This window comes from Alkalicoccobacillus murimartini, from assembly GCF_030813245.1.
Classification (GTDB): Bacteria; Bacillota; Bacilli; order Bacillales; family Bacillaceae_D; genus Alkalicoccobacillus; species Alkalicoccobacillus murimartini.
Window position 1 is genome coordinate 545,915 of record NZ_JAUSUA010000002.1, and the last position, 20,885, is coordinate 566,799.

19 protein-coding genes are annotated in these 20,885 nt (G+C 41.0%); 10 read left to right on the forward strand and 9 right to left on the reverse strand.

Translation table 11 applies throughout. From position 1 onward, the window contains the following. Positions 1–34 precede the first annotated feature (34 nt). Positions 35–1,231, forward strand: a complete 1,197-nt coding sequence (gene cls / locus J2S05_RS09220) for a cardiolipin synthase (RefSeq protein ID WP_306982063.1) — start codon at positions 35–37, stop codon at positions 1,229–1,231. On the opposite strand, the gene J2S05_RS09225 is transcribed toward cls, so the two are convergent. The 3 genes from J2S05_RS09225 to J2S05_RS09235 are packed head-to-tail and all read right to left on the reverse strand — an operon-like array spanning position 1,228 to position 3,866. Further along, the gene (locus tag J2S05_RS09225) at positions 1,228–1,707 is read right to left on the reverse strand and encodes a DUF456 domain-containing protein (RefSeq protein ID WP_306982065.1); all 480 of its coding nucleotides are present in this window, start codon (positions 1,705–1,707) and stop codon (positions 1,228–1,230) included. The genes cls and J2S05_RS09225 overlap by 4 nt on opposite strands. A gap of 14 nt (positions 1,708–1,721) precedes the next feature. Beyond that, positions 1,722–3,392, reverse strand: a complete 1,671-nt coding sequence (argS, locus tag J2S05_RS09230; RefSeq protein ID WP_306982067.1) for an arginine--tRNA ligase — start codon at positions 3,390–3,392, stop codon at positions 1,722–1,724. Positions 3,393–3,422: 30 nt separating this feature from the next. After that, on the reverse strand, positions 3,423–3,866 hold the full coding sequence (locus J2S05_RS09235) for a YwiB family protein (protein WP_306982069.1): 444 nt from the start codon (positions 3,864–3,866) through the stop codon (positions 3,423–3,425). A gap of 134 nt (positions 3,867–4,000) precedes the next feature. Here J2S05_RS09235 and J2S05_RS09240 point away from each other — a divergent pair, with 134 nt between their 5' ends. Continuing rightward, positions 4,001–4,174 carry a CsbD family protein gene (locus J2S05_RS09240; RefSeq protein ID WP_306982071.1) on the forward strand — a complete coding sequence of 58 codons (174 nt, stop codon included), beginning with the start codon at positions 4,001–4,003 and terminating at the stop codon, positions 4,172–4,174. A 388-nt stretch (positions 4,175–4,562) separates the two neighbouring features. Next, positions 4,563–5,039 (forward strand): Cys-tRNA(Pro) deacylase, encoded by a 477-nt coding sequence (gene ybaK / locus J2S05_RS09245; RefSeq protein ID WP_306982073.1) that lies wholly within the window; start codon positions 4,563–4,565, stop codon positions 5,037–5,039. Positions 5,040–5,090: 51 nt separating this feature from the next. Here ybaK and speE read toward each other — a convergent pair whose 3' ends face one another. Next, the gene (speE, locus tag J2S05_RS09250) at positions 5,091–5,918 is read right to left on the reverse strand and encodes a spermidine synthase (protein ID WP_306982075.1); all 828 of its coding nucleotides are present in this window, start codon (positions 5,916–5,918) and stop codon (positions 5,091–5,093) included. 147 nt (positions 5,919–6,065) lie between these two features. On the opposite strand from speE, the gene J2S05_RS09255 reads away from it, so the two are divergent. Further along, entirely contained in the window at positions 6,066–8,129 is a 2,064-nt protein-coding gene (locus J2S05_RS09255; protein ID WP_306982077.1) for a transglycosylase domain-containing protein, read from the forward strand. Between the two features lie 314 nt (positions 8,130–8,443). Continuing rightward, entirely contained in the window at positions 8,444–10,231 is a 1,788-nt protein-coding gene (gene pepF, locus J2S05_RS09260) for an oligoendopeptidase F (protein ID WP_306982079.1), read from the forward strand. A gap of 981 nt (positions 10,232–11,212) precedes the next feature. On the opposite strand, the gene J2S05_RS09265 is transcribed toward pepF, so the two are convergent. After that, a complete protein-coding gene (locus J2S05_RS09265) occupies positions 11,213–11,740 on the reverse strand; it encodes a YwhD family protein (RefSeq protein ID WP_306982081.1) in 528 nt (175 codons plus the stop codon). 276 nt (positions 11,741–12,016) lie between these two features. Between J2S05_RS09265 and J2S05_RS09270 the strand changes: the two genes are divergently transcribed. Genes J2S05_RS09270 through J2S05_RS09280 form a run of 3 tightly spaced genes read left to right on the forward strand, consistent with a single transcriptional unit; the run spans position 12,017 to position 14,068 of the window. Further along, the gene (locus J2S05_RS09270; protein WP_306982083.1) at positions 12,017–13,162 is read left to right on the forward strand and encodes a processed acidic surface protein; all 1,146 of its coding nucleotides are present in this window, start codon (positions 12,017–12,019) and stop codon (positions 13,160–13,162) included. Next, entirely contained in the window at positions 13,159–13,833 is a 675-nt protein-coding gene (locus J2S05_RS09275) for a class D sortase (RefSeq protein ID WP_306982086.1), read from the forward strand. Before J2S05_RS09270 ends, J2S05_RS09275 begins: the two co-directional genes overlap by 4 nt. 46 nt (positions 13,834–13,879) lie before the next feature. After that, on the forward strand, positions 13,880–14,068 hold the full coding sequence (locus J2S05_RS09280; RefSeq protein ID WP_306982088.1) for a 2-hydroxymuconate tautomerase: 189 nt from the start codon (positions 13,880–13,882) through the stop codon (positions 14,066–14,068). A 331-nt stretch (positions 14,069–14,399) separates the two neighbouring features. Here J2S05_RS09280 and J2S05_RS09285 read toward each other — a convergent pair whose 3' ends face one another. The 3 genes from J2S05_RS09285 to J2S05_RS09295 form a co-directional block, all read right to left on the reverse strand. After that, the gene (locus tag J2S05_RS09285; RefSeq protein WP_306982090.1) at positions 14,400–14,906 is read right to left on the reverse strand and encodes a YwgA family protein; all 507 of its coding nucleotides are present in this window, start codon (positions 14,904–14,906) and stop codon (positions 14,400–14,402) included. Positions 14,907–14,917: 11 nt separating this feature from the next. After that, positions 14,918–16,225, reverse strand: coding sequence for an HD domain-containing protein (locus tag J2S05_RS09290; RefSeq protein WP_306982092.1), 1,308 nt, complete (start codon positions 16,223–16,225; stop codon positions 14,918–14,920). 114 nt (positions 16,226–16,339) lie between these two features. Further along, positions 16,340–17,587, reverse strand: coding sequence for a dicarboxylate/amino acid:cation symporter (locus tag J2S05_RS09295; protein WP_306982093.1), 1,248 nt, complete (start codon positions 17,585–17,587; stop codon positions 16,340–16,342). Between the two features lie 243 nt (positions 17,588–17,830). Between J2S05_RS09295 and J2S05_RS09300 the strand changes: the two genes are divergently transcribed. Beyond that, positions 17,831–18,661 (forward strand): lipoate--protein ligase family protein, encoded by an 831-nt coding sequence (locus tag J2S05_RS09300; RefSeq protein WP_306982095.1) that lies wholly within the window; start codon positions 17,831–17,833, stop codon positions 18,659–18,661. Positions 18,662–18,775: 114 nt separating this feature from the next. Here the strand turns inward: J2S05_RS09300 and pta are convergent, their stop codons facing one another. Beyond that, positions 18,776–19,768: a phosphate acetyltransferase gene (gene pta, locus J2S05_RS09305; protein WP_306982097.1), complete on the reverse strand. Its 993-nt coding sequence runs from the start codon at positions 19,766–19,768 to the stop codon at positions 18,776–18,778. Positions 19,769–20,065: 297 nt separating this feature from the next. On the opposite strand from pta, the gene hemQ reads away from it, so the two are divergent. After that, complete coding sequence (gene hemQ / locus J2S05_RS09310; protein ID WP_306982099.1) at positions 20,066–20,815, forward strand: hydrogen peroxide-dependent heme synthase; 750 nt, start codon at positions 20,066–20,068, stop codon at positions 20,813–20,815. Positions 20,816–20,885: the final 70 nt, after the last annotated feature.

Sequence of the window (20,885 nt, forward strand, 5' to 3'; positions counted from 1 at the left end):
CATAGTAAATAAAAAGAATCCAAGGAGCTCCGATATGATCATTGCGTTGATAGTACTTGTGTTGCTCTTGCTCATTATTGTTTGGCTAAGAGTCGATTATGTCATCGGGTACAAAAAGCTACATACGAATAACCACACGTCGATCCAGGAATCCCGCTATCCTACTCTATCCTTCATCGCTACAGGTGAAGACTTTTTTGATCAACTCTTTGCAGATATTCGAGCTGCTCATCGTCATATTCATCTGTTGTTTTACATTTTCAAAGATGATCACATTGGGTCGCGACTCATTAAATTATTAGAAGAAAAAGCTACAGAAGGAGTAGACGTCATTGTCATGGTGGATTGGTTAGGGAATAAGCTCCCTCACAAAACCATCAAACGCATGCAAGAGTCTGGAATCCTTTTCACTACTAGTCACACACCTGCATTTCCCACGCTGTTCTTTTCTCTCAACTGCCGTAACCACCGTAAGATTGCAATTATTGATGGGAAGCTTGGCTATGTAGGTGGGTTTAATGCTGGAGATGAATACCTTGGACGTGATCCGAAATTCGGATTTTGGCGTGATCTCCATCTACGTTTGGAAGGAGATGGGGTGCAAGATTTGCAGAAACAATTTTTAGTGGACCTTGATCATACTAAAACAGATTATTTTAACAGGAACGATTATTATCCCCATCTTGCTAAAGGGGCCCATACGGTTCGATTGATTCCTACTGATGGACATTATTTAGAGGATTTATTAATGGAAACCCTGCAAAAGGCCAAATCCTCCATCCTGTTAGGTTCGCCTTATTACATACCAAGTGATCCATTACAGGAGTTATTAATTAATTCAGCTCAAAATGGCATAAGTGTTAAACTCATTCTTCCGCAAAAATCAGATCATCCATTAGTTAAAGAAGGCTCGATGCCTTATGTCCAACGATTAGTGGAATCAGGAGTAGATGTTTACCATTATGATCAAGGCTTTTACCACGCAAAAGCCCTGGTCATCGACCAGAGCTTGGCATGGGTAAGTACAGCTAATCTTGATAAGCGCAGCTTTTACCTGAACAGCGAAATGACGTGCATGTTATATGATCAGAAAAGCATCCAGGAATTGATTACGTGTATACAACACGATATGCAAATCTCTGAAAAGGTAACAAAGGAATCCTTCCAAAAGCGTTCACTCTTAAGTAAGAGCAAAGAACAAATGGCCGGCCTACTATCTGGTTTACTTTAAAAAACAAACACTTCTAGCAGGAACCAAATAATCAAAACGGTTTGAATTACAGCCTTTGCTACCGTCCCACTTAAAAAAGCGAGGAAGGAAGCGAAGGCGATTTTCAAGGCATTGTTCATGTTACGATGTAGAATTAATTCCACAATGAGGACAAGCGCAAATGGCACAAGGATAATACCAAATGGCGGAATGACAAAGGATCCAACGATGACACCAATGATTCCTGCCCATTCTCCCCATTTAGAGCCACCATACTTTTTAACAAAGTATCTGCTAGCTAAGATATCCGCTGCAATTAATACAATGGTCAGAATAACGGCTACTGCCCAAAATACCCAACTAAGTGAACCGTCCGTTACCCCAAACTGATAGATTAAAAAACCTACCCACAAAACGAGCACTGAAGGAACAAGCGGGAAAATTAACCCTACGTATCCTAGGACAAAACAAACTACAATGAGGATCCACCAAATCATATCCATCTCGTGAATTACATTTTCTCAGGTGCACTAACACCTAATAGGTCGAGTCCACTTTGTAGTGTAATTTGAGTTGCTTTCATTAGTGCAAGGCGTGCTTCCGTCTTTTTCGTATCTTCTGGATCAAGGACACGCTCTGCATTATAGAAACTGTGCAGTAACGAAGCGAGTTCATGCACGTAGTTAGCTACCTTATGTGGCGTACGCTTTGTTGCTGCATCGGCAACCACAGCCGGGAAATCACCGATTGCTTTCAATAAATCATATTCTTTTTCCGATGATACTGGCGTCAGATCAGTGGATTCACTAAAACTAAGTCCCATCTCTTCCCCTTGACGAAGCATACTGCACACGCGTGCATGCGCGTACTGCACGTAGAAAACAGGGTTTTCATTAGATTTTGATACAGCAAGATCCATATCAAAGTCTAATTGAGTATCTAGGCTTCTCATTGCAAAGAAATAACGGGTCGCATCAAGACCTACTTCTTCCATTAATTCACGCAACGTCACCGCTTTCCCTGTACGCTTGCTCATCTTCACTTTTTCCCCACCTTGAACAAGGCTAACCATCTGAGTGATTTGAATATCAAGCTTTTCACGATCGTAGCCTAATGCTTCAACCGCTGCTTTCATTCGTGCAATATAGCCATGATGATCTGCGCCCATCATGTCAATCAACCGATCATAGCCACGATTAAATTTATCTTCATGGTATGCGATATCTGGTAGTAAATATGTGTAGCTACCATCTTTTTTGATCAGAACACGATCCTTGTCATCACCATACTTCGTTGTTTTTAACCAAGTGGCTCCGTCTTCTTCAAAGATCTCATCTTGTTTTCTCAACACATCAAGCGTTCGATCGATCACTCCAGATTCATATAGAGACATCTCAGAAAACCATGTATCAAATGTAACGCGGTAGTCCGTTAGATCCAGTTTGATTTTATCAAGTGCTTTGTTTAAGCCAAACGTGCGTAATGCCTTCAAGCGAGCTTCATCTTCTAGTTTCAGGTAAGCATCACCTTCTGCGTCAGCAAGTTCCTGACCCATCTCAATAATATCCTTACCATTGTAGCCATCCTCAGGCATCTCTGCATCCATACCCAATGCCTGCTTATAACGAGCCTCTACAGAATAAGCTAAGTTATTAATTTGATTGCCGGCATCATTAATATAATACTCACGCCCCATTTGATAGCCAGCTTTCTCCATAATCCTAACCATCGCATCTCCAACTGCAGCCCCACGTGCATGCCCCAGATGCAGCGTTCCTGTTGGATTAGCAGAAACATACTCAACCAATACTTTCTCGCCACGACCAATATCGCTCGCACCATACGTATCCGGCTTAGCAAGTACATCCGTAATAACGTCTAATAAATAAGAATTATCCATATAGAAATTTATAAAACCTGGACCTGCAATATTTACTTTGGCCACAGAGGCTTTCTCTTGATTCAAGCGTTGTGTAATCTCTTCGGCAATTTGCTTAGGTGCCTTTTTGGCGATCCTCGCTAACTGCATTGCTACATTACTCGCATAGTCCCCGTGTGACTTTTCCTTTGGTGTTTCAAGCAAGATGTCAGGAATGTCTTGCACCTCTGCCAGTCCAGCCTCAACAATCGCTGCTTTTATTTCTTCTCTTAATACTTGTTTGATTTGTTCCACGCTGTTCATCTGTTATGCGCCCCTCTGATCATTTAATAGTTAATCGGTTCTCTCTTCTAATTTTAGCCTAATCTCGTGACTTCCAGTCTCTTGCCCAGCTAGCCAGAATCGATAACGGATGTAGATTTTACCACGTGGTTTCTGGATGGTTGGCCATTGAACAAGGACAACCTCTGTATCAGATTTCGTCTCCCACGATGCTTCAGGTGTCACGTAGCGACCAATGGTTGATTTTCCTGAGACAAATGTCTGCCTCATCAGGACATCCCCTTGACGGATCAGTGTCAATTCTTCTCCATCCCACTTCATCGTCGTTTGAACCTTCTTATCGACCCCAAATGTCTCAACGAACCGAAGATAATCCTGTTCTCTCTTATGGTAAAGCTCACCTTCTGTTGAAAATTCATATGAGTCAATCTCACCATTAAGCTCTATATTAGTTTGAAACGTTAAACGTAATGCTCGTTTTACTGGTTTATTCATGCGTGCACACCTTTCTTCTTCTCAAGTTTAGCGAGTTTGTCCAGCACATGCAAGATACCTATTATACATTAAAATGTTTAGCTTTCAGTAAAAAAGTGTATACAAGACATATAAGAAAAAAGGAGGCAACAATCATGAGTAACGGAACTGGAGATAAAATTAAAGGCGCAGTAAATAAAGCAAAAGGTGAAATTAAAGATCAAGCAGGTAGCGCAACTGACAATAAATCATTACAAGCAAAAGGTAAAAAAGATAAGGTTAAAGGGAACGTTCAAGAAGGCGTTGGAAAAGCGAAGGACGCTGAATAAATAGGTATGATTGATGGGACCGCTGCTGTAATAGCATCGGTTTTTTTGTGTGTAGGGAAGATGCTGCTTTGATATGGTGAGTTATCGTTTCAATTGCTTCTCTATCGCTTCAATTCGGCGTCCTATCGTTTCATTTACCCCTCTATCGCTTCAATTCAGCATTCTATCGTTTCACTTGCTCCTCTATCGCTTCATTCCGGCGTTCTATCGTTTCAATTTCCCCTCCATCGCTTCAATTCAGCGTCCTATCGTTTCATTTGCCCCTCTATCGCTTCAATTCAGCATTCTATCGTTTCACTTGCCCTTCTATCACTTCACCTTTGACTTCCCCAACATCTTCGAGCATCATAAATTCATATCTATCTACAGCCAAGGAAGGTGCATACCCTTGAAGAAAATAAAAACGAATGCCAGCCGCCTACTCGATCAGCAGAGCATTGCCTATACAACACTCGAATATGAGACAAAGGACGGAAAGATTGATGGACTTTCGGTGGCGGAGAAAACAAATCAAGATCCTGATCAGGTGTTTAAAACGTTGGTGACGCAAGGGTCGAGCAAGCAAAATTATGTCTTTTTAGTAAGGGTAGCCGACGAACTTCATTTAAAACATGCAGCAAAGGCTGTTCAGGAAAAACAACTTACGATGATTCCTGTAAAAGACATTCTAGCAACCACTGGCTACATCCGTGGAGGCTGCTCACCAATCGGGATGAAGCGCCTATTCCCTACCATCATTGATGAGACTGCATTGCAACACGATGAAATCGTCATAAGCGGCGGTAAGGTTGGCATTCAACTAAAGCTGAACATACATGATTTGATTCAACTTACCAATGCCAAAACAGCTCCTATCTCAAAATAAAAAAGCCATGCTACGTGCTGTATCAGCAGCGTAGCATGGCTTTTATCTCATTTACTTCAATAGATCGCCTACGAATTTCGGCAGAGCAAACGCTGCACGATGAATGTCTTTTGTATAATACTTAGATTCGATCTCGTGGAATCGATCTTCACTCACTTCAAGAGGATCTTGTTTCTTAGAACCAATTGTAAATGTCCAAAGGCCACTTGGGTACGTTGGGATATTTGCCGTATACACGCGTGTAATTGGAAAGATTTCTTTAATGTCCTTATACACGGTTTGAATCAGCTCCTGCTGGAACCAAGGATTATCCGTTTGTGCAACAAATACACCATCTTCTTTTAACGCTCTAGAGATACCCTCGTAGAACCCTTTCTCAAATAGCTTCACAGCTGGTCCAACTGGCTCAGTGGAGTCTACCATAATGACATCGTATTGGTTCTCAGACTCAGCAATATGCATAAAGCCATCTGCAATTTGAACATCCACTCGCTCATCGTCCAATGCGCCTGCAATCGTAGGTAGGTATTTTTTTGAGTATTCGACGACTTTGCCATCAATCTCAACCAGTGTAGCTTTTTCTACAGATGGATGCTTTAGGACTTCACGAATCACTCCGCCGTCTCCACCACCAACAACCAGTACTTGTTTCGGGTTAGGATGAGTGAAAAGAGGCACATGAGCCACCATTTCATGATAGACAAATTCGTCTTTTTCCGTTGTCATTACCATACCGTCTAGCACAAGCATATTTCCAAATTCCTCGGTCTCAATCATATCTAGCTGTTGAAACTCTGTTTTTTCTGTATGTAAGGTACGCTTGATTTTCGCTGTAATACCAAAGCGTTCAGTCTGTTTTTCTGTGTACCATAATTCCATTTCAATCACCTCATCATTTTTTGCGTGTAACAAAGCAAGTATATAGTAAAAGTGACGTTGTGCCAATTCAGTCCAATGCGATGTTTAAAATACCGCAGATCAACCCATCCTGTATGTATTAAAGACATATAGGAGGTGGGATCTACCATGCAGATTAGTCTCAGTCGCAGAAAAAAAAGACGCATTCGCTTATTCCGTTTTATGCTTCGTTCCATCTTACTTGCTCTTATTCTATTTGGACTCTTTGTCCTTGGGCTCCTTTCCTATACAAGAATGCAAGGCCCTCCCCCTATTCAAGTCTCTCAGACCACCGTTCTATATGGTTCCGATGGGGCCGTTATAGGCGAGGATCAAGGTGACCAGAATCGATATTGGGTATCCTTTGATGAAATTTCTCCTTTTGTGAGTGACGCAACTGTTTCGATAGAAGATCGAAAGTTTTATCAGCATCTTGGATTTGATCCTGTTCGAATTGGCGGTGCGGTCATTGCCAATATTAAAGCAGGCTCTAGTGCACAGGGTGCCAGTACCATTACCCAGCAGTACGCACGAAATCTTTATCTCAATCACGAGAAGACCTGGTCTCGTAAATGGAACGAATTGGTGTACGCCCTTCGTCTTGAAATGAATTATAGCAAGGAAGAGATTCTCGAAGGTTATCTTAATACGGTTTATTACGGTCATGGAGCGTATGGAATTGAAGCTGCTTCAAACTATTTTTATAACAAAACATCCGCTGACCTCACTTTAGCTGAAGCTGCAATGCTAGCTGGTATTCCAAAGGGACCTAGTTATTATTCACCTATTGTTGATTTTGATCGCGCAAAATCGAGACAGGAGCTAATTTTGACCAGCATGGTAGAGAATGGGTACCTGTCAAAAGGGGAAGCAGATGCTGCCAAGGCTGAGAAGCTAGTGTTTGTCGAAGCTGAAGCTAAAACCTCTGAGATGATTGGCCCCTACTTTCAAGATGTCGTGACCAACCAATTAACTAAGCTATTGGATCTTGGTGCGGATGAGCTTGAAACAGGAGGGTATCATATCTATACGACGCTTGATCCAAAGATGCAAAAAGAAGCCGAACACTGGGTACAGCAAGAGATGCCTGATTCTGATCTACAAACATCACTCGTAGCCATTGATCCAAAAACAGGTAGTGTACGCGCCATGGTTGGTGGTGTTAATTATGTTGAGAGCACGTACAATCGCGCGACTCAAAGCGAGCGGGAGCCCGGCTCTACGATTAAACCACTCTTATATTATGAAGCTTTGCAGCATGGCTTTACAGCGGCGTCTACCTTTATGAGTGAAAAAACAGAGTTCACCTACGACGAAGGCAGACAAACCTATTCACCGACAAATTTCAACGATCATTATGCGGATGATTTTATAACGATGCAACAGGCCTTAGCCGTTTCAGATAATATCTTTGCCATCAAAACGCATCTTTTTATAGGGCCAGATAAGCTTGTCACACTTGCTGATACATTGGGACTTGGAACGTTTAATGATGTGCCTTCCCTCGCCCTCGGATCACAGGCAGTTAGCTTGCTTGATTTAACGAACAGTTATGTCCCTTTTGCCAATAACGGGTTATATGGGGAACCGCAATTCATTACAAAGGTAGAGGATTCCGAGGGGACTGTTTTATATGAACAAGAACCGCAACTTCAGCCAACACTCGACCCAGCCTCCGCTTTTTTGATGACAGAAATGATGACGGGCATGTTCGACCCTGCTCTGAATGGATATACTTCCGTAACAGGAAGCTCAGTTGTGCCACTCTTGCACCGTCCAGTAGCGGGCAAATCAGGTTCAACACCTAACGACAGTTGGATGGTCGGTTTCACACCACAGCTCGTAACCGGTGTCTGGGTAGGACATGATCGCGATCAGAAACTTGATCAAAAATCTGAAGGACCGATTTCCAAAAAAATATGGGCTAACTTTACAGAGCACGCTCTTGAAGGAAAACTCAAGCTTCCATTTCACGAGCCTGAAGGAGTTGTTAAGGTAGATGTGGACCCTCAAAGCGGACTACTGGCGAATGATGCCTGCCCAGGCGGGGTACCCATGTATTTCAAAGCAGGAACCGAACCAACATCCTCATGCGCATCAGCTGAAGAGCAAGAAAAGTTAGAAGAACAGAAACAAGAGAAAGAACGATTTATAGATCGCTTCAAGAAATGGTTTGGTCAAGACGATCATTAAGTAAAAAAGGAGAGAGCCTTCGTATGAGCAAACGATCTAAAATTGCCCTGATAGTCGCTCTGACTACCACCTTTGGTCAAGTCCTTCTCTTCCTGGTCGCTTCCATCCTAACGGGGAATTGGAAGCTGATGGTATGGAGCTCATCCTTTGGCGTATTAGTTGGCATCCCCGCGTTACTCGTGGTCATGCGGCAAATCCGTCTTAAAAAAACATAACGATCCTGTATGACAAGACGATCTAGTGCATACCTATAAAGAGAAGTTCAACAAAGAACATGCTACACTATGCTTACCATATCTATAAGGAGTGACAAGATGACCACGTATAAAAATAGACAAGATATCCCTGAAGAAGAGAAATGGAACTTAGAGGATCTTTATGCAGAAGAGTCTGCATGGCATAGTGACCTGAAAAAAGTAGAAACCATCGCTCAAGACCTTGCAACGTATGATGGAAATATCCAAGATGGACAATCCCTATATGAGTTCTTAAAAAAGCAAGAAGATCTCAGCTTTATTTTTACAAAGGTATTTGCGTATGCAATGTTTAGCACGGATATTGATACACGGGACTCTAATGCACAATCCTTAAAAGATCGCGCTACCCAAGTCAGTGTAAAAGTTGGCTCTGCCACCTCCTTTTTTATGCCTTTTCTATTAACTTTAGAGGAAGCTACCTTAAAGGCCTACATAGAGGACGTGAAGGAGCTAGAATACTTTGAAGAGGACCTTTGGGATTCCTTCCGCTACAAAGCACATGTTTTAACTAAGGAAAAAGAAGAAATATTATCCGCACTTGGTGAAGCACTTTCCTCACCAGACCGAACATATGGCATGCTAAACAATGCAGATATTGTCTTTGGAAAAGTAACAAACGAAGACGGAGAAAAGGTTGAAATGACCAGAGGAATGTACTCCAAGCTGATTGAAGATGAAGACCGAAGCAAACGAGAGGAAGCGTACAAAGCGTATTACAAACCGTATGTACAGCTAAGCAATACCATCGCCTCTACCTTATCATCTGCTATTAAAAATAACGTGACGCTTTCTAAGCTTCGCAACTACGATTCAGCTCTTGGCAAATCATTATTTACAGACAATGTTCCAGCGGAGGTCTATGACAATTTAATTGCCACAGCGAAGAAAAACCTTGAACCGTACCACCGATATACTGCCTTACGTAAGGAAATTCTAGGAGTAGACGAACTAAGACAATATGACTTGAACGTATCCCTTGTAAGCGGCGCAAAAAAAGATATCTCGTATGAAGAAGCGTATGATACCATGTTAACCGCACTCGCGCCACTTGGTGAAGAATACATTCAGACATTAAAAGAATTTAAAGAAAAACGCTATATTGATGTGCGTGAAACCCCAGCAAAACGTTCCGGTGCTTACAACATGGGTGTGTATGGTGTCCATCCATTCGTCTTGTTGAACCATCATGATGATCTCGATAGCTTATTCACCTTGGCACATGAAATGGGTCATGCGATGCATAGCCATTACTCAAGTAAACACCAGCCACAGATTACAGCAAGCTATACCATTTTCGTGGCAGAAGTGGCTTCAACAGTCAATGAAGTCCTATTGATTCATCATCTACTTGAACACTCGACCGACAAAGACGTTCGAAAATATCTACTTAATCATTTTATCGATCAATTCCGTGGCACCTTCTTCACCCAAGTAATGTTCGCTGACTTTGAAAAACGCACGCATGAACTAGCTGAACAAGGCGAACCACTAAACGCCGAGCGCTTCAACGAAATTTACGAAGAGCTTTTCCGTGAATATAACGGACCAGACATCGTTTTTGATGAAGAAGTAAAATACGGATGGTCCCGCATCCCTCACTTCTACCGTCCATTTTATGTATACAAATACTCAACCGGATTCGCTTCATCCATCAAAATCGCAAAACGAATCCTGGACAAAGAAGAAGGCGCACTCGAAGACTATCTAACCTTCCTCAAAAGTGGAAGCTCCGACTACCCGCTTGAATTATTGAAAAAAGCAGGCGTGGACCTAACCACCCCAGAGCCAATTGAATCTGCGCTGGCTTACCTAGGTGAAATTGTTACTGAATTTGAATCTCTTTAATTAGATCATTAGAAAAAGAAGTGGGCATTAGTTTGTCCTCTTCTTTTTTTGTGTTTTGAGGGTGGGTATAGGAGGGGGTGGTGTTTGTGAGAGTGCTGGGATTCTTGAGTGAGTATGCCTGTTTCTCTTAGTTTGGTGCTCAGGCTCTTGGTGGATCTTGTTTCCTCTTGATTGAGCATTGATTTCTCTTGGTAAAGTGCCTGGCTCTTGGTGAATCTTGTTTCCTCTTGATTGGGCTCTGATTCTTCTTGATATCGTGTCCTCGCTCTTGATAAATCCTCTTTCTTCTTGATTTAGCTCTGATTCTTCTTGATATCGTTTCCTCGCTCTTGATAAATCCTCTTTCTTCTTGATTTAGCTCTGATTCTTCTTAATATCAAGCCTTGGCTCTTGATAAATCCTCTTCCCTCTTAATTGAACGTTAATTTCTCTTGGTATCACGCACTGGCTCTTGATAGATCTTCTTTCCCCTTGATTGAGATCTAATTCCTCTTGGTATTACGCTCTGACTCTTGATCGCGTCCTCGGCCTTGGTAATTCCTCTTCTCTCTTGAATAATGTATGATCTCTCTTGATATCTTGCCCTTGCTCTTAATGAATTTTATTTCCTCGTATTCAAGCACCTACTTCCCTTGGTATCGCTCCCTGGCTCTTGGTAATTTTTCTTATCCTCTTAATTGAGATCCGATCTGTCTTGGTATCGTACCCCAGCATTTGATCGAGACCCATCTCTTGATCAATTCTCTCCGTAGATTCTTTGGCTTCAAATAAGATCCACACATTCACTCACTTTTTATCAATTCAAACAAATAAACAAACGGATTGCCGAACAGAGGTAATAGGACAAACATTCCTATAATTAATCCCAGGATAAATATCACGATGTTTCTACGTCTCATATGAACCCCTACCTTTTTCAACGCTTTCTCAGTAAAATATGAAAAAAGAGCAGACACTTGGTCAGCTCTCTCTACATTCCATTTAATCCTTACTCAATGATTCATGCAGCTCTTTCTCTGAATGATTCCACATATCTTCATTATGCTTTTTCAAAAATTCCGCAAGCAACGTGCGTGATTTTTTCTCCATATCATCCACTAATATCTTGCCTTTTAACGATTTATCCATCTTATTCACATGCTCGGGCATACTTTTGTATCCTCGTCTGATTTCTGTATCAACAAGCATCTCGCATCCAGCTACTCCACCATAATACGGCTTACCTTCCTTGCTTAAAATAGTGACCCATACTAACCAGTACAGTTTTCCGTTAGGCACTTTATCCTTTTCTTTTAGAAACTTAATTCTCTTCTCAACAGCGGAGCGTGCGTGAAGTGCTCCAAGATCCACAAATACCTCTTCATCATCCGGACTTACAAATACCGGAGTCATATTATCAAGGTTCAACGTACCTGCGCCATACCCACCATGACCATCTGTTGAATCTCCACTTAAAATCGTGAAGCCATCTGTTTTTTTCTTGAGGTTCTTATTGTTTAGTAAATCCATTAGCCGAACTCCCTTTCAAGATCATTCGTTTTGTAACAATAGTTTAACACATTGGCTTGGTTCGTTCCTATTCTCGGGCACAGGCAAATTCCGACACATTTCTCCGCCTACCGACAGGAGCATACAGTAGTTATCAGCATTATATAGCAGGATTCAGCCGTTAGAATAGGATAATATAAAATATTTATAAAATATGAAAATATAAGTGGATATTCAGAGACTTAAGGACTATAATCATTTCAGCAGTATACAATATATTTCCTTAGGAGGAAAAACATGAAGCGTTTTGTATCGATGTTTTTAGTTATTGCACTTTTGGTTTTCTCTGTACCATCTATTAGTTTTGCTGCAGTAAGTGATGAAGAGTTAGAAATTCTTTTAACAGACAAGAATATTACTAGAGAACAACTAGATAGTTATCTTGCTGATTTTTTTGACTTAACCGTTGATGACTTTGATGACTATGAGTTCTTATATTGGTTTGTCTGGACTGTGGATGGCGATGATCCTGATGAAGGCATACCTTATATTGAACATACCCTTGGCAACTTCGGTATTACATATGACGAGCTAGTTGCTCTGCTTGCCGAGAACGATAAAACGATTAATGACTTTGTATTTATTGAAGAGCTAGATACTTATCTGTTTGAAAACTATGAGTGGGAATGGGATGAAGAATGGCCAGAAGAGCCTTATTATGAAGGATTTTTCACAGAGTTCGGTTTCACTTATAAAGAATTAGACAACCTGTTTGAGCACTTATTTAAAATTATTGAGGAGAACCCAGAATCTGTAGAGAAGCTCTCTGCACTAGCAGATCGTTTAGAAGCCTTTGACGGATTTGAATCATCAACTGAGCTAACAGCTGAAGAAATTGCTGAACTGTTCTTAATTGGTACTGAATTGATTGATGTTCTTAAAATAGATGCTCAATTTTTCTTAGCAAAACCAGGTGAACAAAAACCAATTAGCTTTGCTGATCTAATGCAATTAACAAAAATTGAAGGCTATGACCTTTTAATTGTATTAAATGATTTAGATGGCAATAAGCTTGCTGACTTCATTATTACAGCAGAAATGTTTAATGGAAAAACAGTTAACAATGCTGGTGGACAAATTGATGATGCCGTTAAAGAAACTGAAAAAGAAGTAGAAAACAAAACTGAAAACGAAAACAAAGCAGCACCAACTCCACCAGCTAAAGACAAAACAGTTAAAACTGAAAAGAAAGCAGCTAAATCAGACGATACGAAAAAAACAACGGCAAAAAGTGATTCTGGTTCATCTAAAAAAGTAACAAAAACAGTTGATGGCGCTAAAATGCCTAAGACTGCTACGTCTTATCCAACTTATACGTTGATTGGACTACTTGTTACTTTAGGTGGCGTGTTCCTATTCCGTCGGTTTAACTCTGTATCATGAGAAAGAAACAACTAAACGGGACGAAACGCTCTAAAAAGCGTTTCATCCTTCTTTTTTTAACTGGCGTACTCATTGTATGTGGGCTTTTATTTACTACAACAAACGCGTATAAGTTCGCTAAAGGTTATTTTTTGTTTAAAACAAATCAAGTAGATGCTAGCAGTAGTATAAGCCAAGTTGAACAGCCACTTGATGAAGAATCTCCAGAAGAACCGACTGAACCGATTGATTGGTGGCCTGAACAAGGTGAATTCATGGGGGAAATCGAAATCCCAGTACTTGATGCTACAATGCCCATCTATCACGGGACAGACGATAACGAGTTAGATCAGGGAGTGGGTCATTTTGCTCAAAGTGTCCTTCCTGGCGATCCAGATAACTCTGTGCTTTCTGGCCATCGAGATACAGTTTTTCGTCAGCTTGGTGAGGTTGGCGAGGGCGACACATTAATTGTTCGTACTAGAATAGGTGAATACACCTATAAAATATTTAGAGAGCGTATTGTTGATGAGGATGATCGTACGGTTATTGTTTCAACAGATGATGCGCAATTAACATTAACGACTTGCTATCCTTTCGACTTTGTTGGGACTGCACCCGATCGTTATGTTCTTGAGGCAGAGTTAATGAGTACTACCCTTTACCCTGAACTTGTTGATTTTGATTCTTAGGGTCATCTGCTATACTAAAAGCAGACGAGATTGAGGAGGAATTAATATGCCAATTGTAACGGTTAAAATGCTTGAAGGTCGTAATGATGATCAGAAACGTGCGCTTATTGAACAAGTCACATCTGCGATTGTTGAGACGGTGGATGCTCCTGCAGAGAATGTAACGGTAATCATTGAAGAAATGAAGCACGAGAATTACGGGAACGCAGGCAAGCGCCCATCTATACTTGATTAATGAACAAAAAGAAGGACACTTGATTATCTCTCAAGTGTCCTTCTTTTTTTGGGTAATTTATCTCTTTTTATATAATGATGTATACAGAACCAAGAAATAAGAATGACTGCGAGGACCGTATAGCCAACTTGGGGCTTCTCAATCGTCAGCCATAACAATAATGGAATTCCAGCACCAAACAATAACCAAAACAACACAACACAACATAACTGAAGAACTTCATTGTCCTCACCTTTCACGTTGTCATAAAGTCTACTTTTACTATACAAAAATAAGAATTATGATGACATCGTAAAGCTGTCTAAAAACATGTGAGATTATGTCAGCCGTACTATTGTAGCACCTTTTTTGCTAGTTGCTGTTTGTATTCCAACGCTCGCTCAAATTCTTCATCCGTGTATTTTTGTTTAGGTTTCACAGAGATGACCTTTTGTTTTAGTTCCTCGCCACTTAGCTGATCAAAGTATAGCAGCGTTGACAACAATTCAAGGAATCTGGAGCTCTGCTCGTTCAGACTGGTTGTAACAGCCGTAGCATCCGGCATGTGTATTGAAGAAAGTTCTAAGAATTTAATCCCTTCTTCTGACAAACTATATCGATAGTGATAATAATGTCCTTTGTCTTCTTTTAATTCGTTAATTAAGCCTAAATTAGTCAGCTCTTCGATACGAAGGCTGAGTTCTTCTGAATAAGGACCGTACATATGAAACGTGTACCGTTCCGAAAAAGGGATATTCAGCTTTTTTTCTATGTAAATCATCTTCTGCAATTTTTTGCGGCCAATCACTTCGCCCGCTTGCGAAAAGAATGTCATTAGCTTCGCATGATCTTCCAGCATATGCGCCTCCTTTAGCCTTCTTGAAATAACAATTTTCGTATCTCTTGTTTTGCCTCACGGTGTTCATCATCAAGTGCGTCGAGCCAATCATCAGGATAATACAGCTTATGGTCCGTTCGTTTTTTTCCTGAAATCGATTCAACTAAATCCGATTGCCTTGAGAGTTCACGAATTTTCCCATTTGGGAGGACTAAGTGAATCGGAACCCTCTCCTCTTCCTCACCAGGACGATAAAAATCATATGGCAGATCAGATGAAGAATCCACGACAAGATAATAATCAGGATCAAGCCCTGCTCCTGTAAATAACTCTCGCAAACGTGCCCAATCGGCCATCTGAATATTTGGGTTCACTTCAACATACTTGAACAAACGTCGATTAATAAATCGCACACACAGATCTTTTAGAATGTCATCCTGTTCATCTTGCCAAATCTGAAAATAATAAAGAACAATCGACTCATCTAACCGCAAATAATCATCTAATGTTGGATGATTATCAAAAAATGAAAAGAGATGCTGTGGCGCTTGATTAAAGGCATAACCTTGTTTGTAAAGATATTTTGCGCGTTGAAAAATCTTACTCAAAATCACTTCCGCGCTTCGAGTAACAGGGTGAAAATAGACTTGCCAGTACATCTGATAGCGGCTCATAATGTAGTCCTCTACAGCATGCATACCGCTTTGCTTAATGACCACTTGATCCTCAGTCGGCCTCATCACTCTCAAAATACGCTCCATATCAAAATGGCCATAGCTCACTCCGATGTAGTAAGCGTCTCTTTGCAGATAATCCATTCGATCAGCATCTATCTGGCTAGAAATCATACTAGTGACCAGTTTGTTGGACGAGGTCTTCTCGATGACTTCAGCAACTTCTTTCGCAAAATCTGGACCTATAGACGTCAGTACCTGATTCACTTCCGTATCACCTAGGATGATCGCACGAGTCCAAGCCTCATGATCTGAATGAAAAACCTTTTCAAACGAATGAGAAAATGGTCCATGACCAATGTCATGAAGCAACGCTGAAACAAGAGCTAACTGCCGATCTTCCTCATGCCAATGAGGTCTACCTTCAAACACATCAATCATTCGTCGCGTGATCTCATACACACCTAAAGAATGTGTAAAACGCGTATGCTCGGCGCCATGAAAGGTCATATAGCTTGTCCCTAATTGACGTACTCTTCTAAGCCGCTGAAACTCCTTCGTTCCAATCAATGCCCAAATCAACTTATCCCGCACATGAATATAGCGATGCACCGGGTCTTTAAATACCTTCTCCTCATCAAGCAATCCCTGATACGATTCTGTCATGGCAGTTCCTCTCCAATTACGTACTAATAGCCCTATTATACATCAGCAAAGTCGATGATGAAATGAAAAACCAAGACAGTCTATTAAGACTATCTTGGTTTAATAAAAGATGATTTATGATGATACCTGTATATCCTCATCATCTTTAATATGTCCATTCTTACGCTCTCCTCGATCTACAATGACTGCACATGCTGCGTCACCTGTAATGTTAACAGACGTACGAATCATATCAAGAATACGGTCTACACCTATTACTAGCGCAATTCCCTCTGCCGGAAGTCCAACCGATGTTAGAACCATCGCAAGCATAATCATTCCGGCTCCAGGGACTCCCGCTGTACCAATACTAGCCAAAGTAGCAGTTAATACAACTGTCAGTAGGTCAGGAACAGTGAGCGTCTCGGCGTAAACTTGGGCAATAAATACGGTGGCAATCGCCTGCATAATGGCTGTTCCATCCATATTAATTGTTGCTCCAAGTGGCTGAACGAAGCTTGAAACCTGTTTAGAAACACCAAGCTTTTCCTGAGCAGTTTTCATAGATAATGGTAATGTACCTGTACTACTTGATAGACTAAATGCCATCGCAATAGCCGGGACGAAGTTTTTAAAGAATTTAATTGGATTCATACGACCCAGTAATGACACACTTAAACCATACGTTAAAAATGTGTGAATGATCAGCGCGCCAACCACACATATCATATACATCCCTAAAGATTTCATTGCTGCAAAACCAGCATTACCAAGAGCTGATGCGATAAGAGCACCTGCACCATAAGGAGCTAGCTTCATAATTACAGTGACCAAGAACATCATTATTTCATTACCTTGTTCTAATAATTTCCTAAAAGTTGCAACTTTTTCACCTAGGATTGCGATTGCTACCCCTATAAATAACGCAAATGCTATAATTTGAAGCATTTCTCCATTAGCCATTGCTTCAATGGGATTTGATGGAATAATATTTGTAACTGTTTCCATTATAGGAGGAGCTTCAGATACTGAATAGTCCTCATCTCCACTACCAAGTAATCCTTCATCCCCTGGTTGTACAATTAATGCGATAGAAAGACCAATTGTCAAAGCAATCGCCGTAGTAGTTAAGAAAAACGTGATTGTCTTCCCACCAATTCTTCCTAATTTCTTAGGGTCACCCATCCCTGCTGCACCTAGTGCAATAGAAAAGAAAACTAAAGGAATAACAATCATCATAATTAAATTAAGAAAGATTGTACCAATAGGACCAAAAAAGTACATGTCTACTGATTCAAAAAGTTCAGGTGCAAATACATTAAATAAAATTCCAGTAACAATACCTACAAAAAGCCCTATCAGAATTTTTACTGTTAAATTCATACCTATTCCCCCTCTGTCCCAAAAATTTCAAATATAAAGGATATCAAACATCAATTCCCTAATTTTTATCAAAAGAAACCTGTTTCACTATATTCAAATTTTGATTTAGACATGCTACCCATTGTATAACAGAGATTAAGAACAATGCAATATAGAATCAAAAGCACCAAAATCCTACAACACTGAATTCATCATGATATACTAAATTCATTATTGATATATAGCTTACAAGGAGAAAATAAAATGATTTCTAAACAAACCAACCAAAAATTCGCCAAACAATGGCGGTATTTTGATCACACTGAACGGGGCCCAGAATACGATGCACTTCAATCGTTTGCCTTCGATGACATGTTGTGTCAAACAGTTGGGGAAACTGGCTCAGCTGCCTTTAGAGCATGGGTTCATCATCATACAGTCGTGCTAGGCACACAGGACTCTCGATTACCCTTTATCCATGATGGGCTTCATTTTTTAGCTCCTCATTATCGTGCTGTGGTTCGAAATTCGGGTGGACTTGCTGTCATGTTAGATGAAGGAGTATTGAACCTCTCACTCATTTTTAAAGAATCAAAAGGGTGGTCCATTAATGCAGGATATGATCTGATGGTGGAGCTTATTCGTTCAATGTTCAGCAACCACAGAGAACAGATTGAAGCACGCGAAATTATCGGTTCCTATTGCCCAGGTAGCTATGACCTAAGCATTGACGGACGTAAATTCGCAGGCATTTCACAGCGTCGCACACGAGGCGGTGTAGCTGTACAAATTTATCTTTGTGTGACTGGCAGCGGTGAAGCACGAGCAGAGGTCATTCGGAACTTTTACGAGGTCGCACTCCGCGACGGTGAAGCTCGTTATGATGTTCCTACGATCCGACCTGAAGTCATGGCTTCCTTGGAAGAATTAATAGGCGAAGAGCTCACGGTTAAAAGTGTGCTTGAACGAGCATTTGAAGCGATGGAACAACTAGGTGCCGTGATCTCACCCTCTGAAGCAAATGAAGAGGAACAAAACCTATTTGAGCAACAGCTCATTCGAGTAACGCAGCGACATGACCGTTGCCTCGAATAACAGGATATATCTTTGAGTGGAGGTGGCCAAATGAGACCTCCTCTTTTTATGTCTTAAATAAATCGCACAAAAAAGAAACGCAGCGGAATCCGCTGCGTTTCTACTCAACATTTATTATACTGTTACACGTTGTTTGATGGCTTGCATCGCTGTAATTAAGCTAAGCTTAAAGACGTCGTCTGCATCACATCCGCGTGATAGATCGTTGACTGGTTTGTTTAGACCTTGCAGGATCGGACCAATTGCATCGTATCCACCAAGACGCTGAGCAATTTTGTAACCTAGGTTACCTGACTCAAGGCTTGGGAAGATGAATACATTTGCTTGTCCTTGAAGTGGAGAATTAGGTGCTTTCTTTTGAGCTACAGCTGGAACAAATGCTGCATCAAATTGGAACTCACCATCAATTACTAGATCAGGACGAGCAGCTTGAGCTATTTTTGTAGCCTCTGATACCTTTTGTGTTTCCTGAGATGAAGCTGATCCAAGTGTTGAAAAGCTAAGCATTGCAACTTTTGGATCGATATCAAACAATTTAGCTGTTTCCGCTGTGGCAATCGCAATTTCAGAAAGTTCTTCTGCGTTTGGCGCAATATTAATTGCACAATCTCCAAACACAAATTTCTGATCTTCTTTTACCATCACAAACACACCAGATGTACGTTTGATTCCTGGAAGTGTTTTAATAATCTGAAGCGCTGGACGAACAGTGTCTCCCGTTGAATGAGCGGCACCACTCACAAGTCCTTCTGCTTTGTTCATATAAACAAGCATCGTACCAAAGTAGTTCACATCAAGAAGAACTTTACGCGCACTGTCTTCTGTTTCTTTTCCTTTACGACGTTCAACAAATGCTTCGACCATTGCATCAAACTCTGCATAGTCTGCTGGATTGTATATAGTAATGTCTGAAGTAAGTTTGATTCCTTCTTTATTTGCAACTTCCTTAATCGCTTCTGGAGAACCAATAAGAATCGGCTTTACAATACGCTCCGATGTCAATTGAATAGCTGCCTTTAAAATTCTTTCATCCGTACCTTCTGGAAAAACAATGGTTGGCTGATGCTGTTGTACCTGTCCTTTAATTTCAGTAAACAAATCGCTCATGCCAAACCCCCCTTTACTTTATTCATACCCTGTATACCTCTAGGATACCCCTGTTTATCGCAAAATGGAACAGGTATACACAAAGTTGTCATTTTTGCAATTAAAAAAAGTATGGCCATGTATACGCTCTCACACAAGCTCTCATTGATAGAGATCGCTTACATTTTATTTTCAGCAGTAATTCGACTTTTTATGTGCTTACCTGTCCTAAAAGATGTAATACACTCATCAAATATGATAATGTAAATATGGATTGGTCAAAAACACAGTGATTTGACTTAGGAGGTTTTTATAGAAATGAATGAAGCTGCTAAAACACTTGATGGTTGGTATGTCCTTCACGATTTCCGCAAGATTGACTGGGCATCCTGGAAACGGGTTCCAACAGAAGAAAGAGAACAAATCTTAAACGAATTACACAGCCTGCTCTCTAACTGGGAGGAAGCAATGACCGAGGAAAAAGGAACTCATACGATGTACTCGATCCTTGGACAAAAAGCTGATCTAATGCTCATGTTGCTGCGCCCCACTATGGCTGAGCTTAATGAGCTTGAGAACGCATTTAATAAAACTAAATTTGCAGAGTTTACGACACCTTCTTACTCGTATGTATCTGTCGTTGAGCTAAGTAACTACCTGGCTGGAGACAGCGATGAGGACCCTTATCAGAACCCTCATGTTCGCTCTCGCCTCTACCCAACTCTCACCGACGCACCTTACGTATGCTTCTATCCAATGGATAAGCGCCGTGACGGAGACGATAACTGGTATATGCTTGACATGGACGAGCGTCGCTCCCTCATGCGCAGCCACGGAATGATTGGTCGTAGCTACGCAGGAAAAGTGAAGCAGATCATCTCAGGTTCCATTGGATTTGACGACTGGGAATGGGGAGTCACGCTTTTTGCAGAAGACGTTCTTCAATTCAAAAAGCTAGTATATGAAATGCGTTTTGATGAAGTTTCTGCCCGTTACGGAGAATTCGGTTCATTCTACGTTGGATCGTTGCTTACAAAAGAGCAGCTCCCACGTTATTTCCACGTATAATTATTTGAATAAAAACGAAGCGGACTTCTTTTTGTTGTCCTCTTCGTTTTTTTGTATGGTGAGCGGGGGC

What these genes read in the sequence shown, in the direction of transcription:
- pta (WP_306982097.1), bottom strand. Translation starts at nt 19,768, where the DNA reads ATGAGCGATTTGTTTACTGAAATTAAAGGACAGGTACAACAGCATCAG.
- hemQ (WP_306982099.1), top strand. Translation starts at nt 20,066, where the DNA reads ATGAATGAAGCTGCTAAAACACTTGATGGTTGGTATGTCCTTCACGAT.
- cls (WP_306982063.1), top strand. Translation starts at nt 35, where the DNA reads ATGATCATTGCGTTGATAGTACTTGTGTTGCTCTTGCTCATTATTGTT.
- pepF (WP_306982079.1), top strand. Translation starts at nt 8,444, where the DNA reads ATGACCACGTATAAAAATAGACAAGATATCCCTGAAGAAGAGAAATGG.
- J2S05_RS09265 (WP_306982081.1), bottom strand. Translation starts at nt 11,740, where the DNA reads ATGGATTTACTAAACAATAAGAACCTCAAGAAAAAAACAGATGGCTTC.
- J2S05_RS09225 (WP_306982065.1), bottom strand. Translation starts at nt 1,707, where the DNA reads ATGATTTGGTGGATCCTCATTGTAGTTTGTTTTGTCCTAGGATACGTA.
- J2S05_RS09275 (WP_306982086.1), top strand. Translation starts at nt 13,159, where the DNA reads ATGAGAAAGAAACAACTAAACGGGACGAAACGCTCTAAAAAGCGTTTC.
- J2S05_RS09285 (WP_306982090.1), bottom strand. Translation starts at nt 14,906, where the DNA reads ATGCTGGAAGATCATGCGAAGCTAATGACATTCTTTTCGCAAGCGGGC.
- J2S05_RS09280 (WP_306982088.1), top strand. Translation starts at nt 13,880, where the DNA reads ATGCCAATTGTAACGGTTAAAATGCTTGAAGGTCGTAATGATGATCAG.
- J2S05_RS09270 (WP_306982083.1), top strand. Translation starts at nt 12,017, where the DNA reads ATGAAGCGTTTTGTATCGATGTTTTTAGTTATTGCACTTTTGGTTTTC.
- speE (WP_306982075.1), bottom strand. Translation starts at nt 5,918, where the DNA reads ATGGAATTATGGTACACAGAAAAACAGACTGAACGCTTTGGTATTACA.
- J2S05_RS09295 (WP_306982093.1), bottom strand. Translation starts at nt 17,587, where the DNA reads ATGAATTTAACAGTAAAAATTCTGATAGGGCTTTTTGTAGGTATTGTT.
- J2S05_RS09290 (WP_306982092.1), bottom strand. Translation starts at nt 16,225, where the DNA reads ATGACAGAATCGTATCAGGGATTGCTTGATGAGGAGAAGGTATTTAAA.
- J2S05_RS09240 (WP_306982071.1), top strand. Translation starts at nt 4,001, where the DNA reads ATGAGTAACGGAACTGGAGATAAAATTAAAGGCGCAGTAAATAAAGCA.
- J2S05_RS09255 (WP_306982077.1), top strand. Translation starts at nt 6,066, where the DNA reads ATGCAGATTAGTCTCAGTCGCAGAAAAAAAAGACGCATTCGCTTATTC.
- J2S05_RS09300 (WP_306982095.1), top strand. Translation starts at nt 17,831, where the DNA reads ATGATTTCTAAACAAACCAACCAAAAATTCGCCAAACAATGGCGGTAT.
- J2S05_RS09235 (WP_306982069.1), bottom strand. Translation starts at nt 3,866, where the DNA reads ATGAATAAACCAGTAAAACGAGCATTACGTTTAACGTTTCAAACTAAT.
- argS (WP_306982067.1), bottom strand. Translation starts at nt 3,392, where the DNA reads ATGAACAGCGTGGAACAAATCAAACAAGTATTAAGAGAAGAAATAAAA.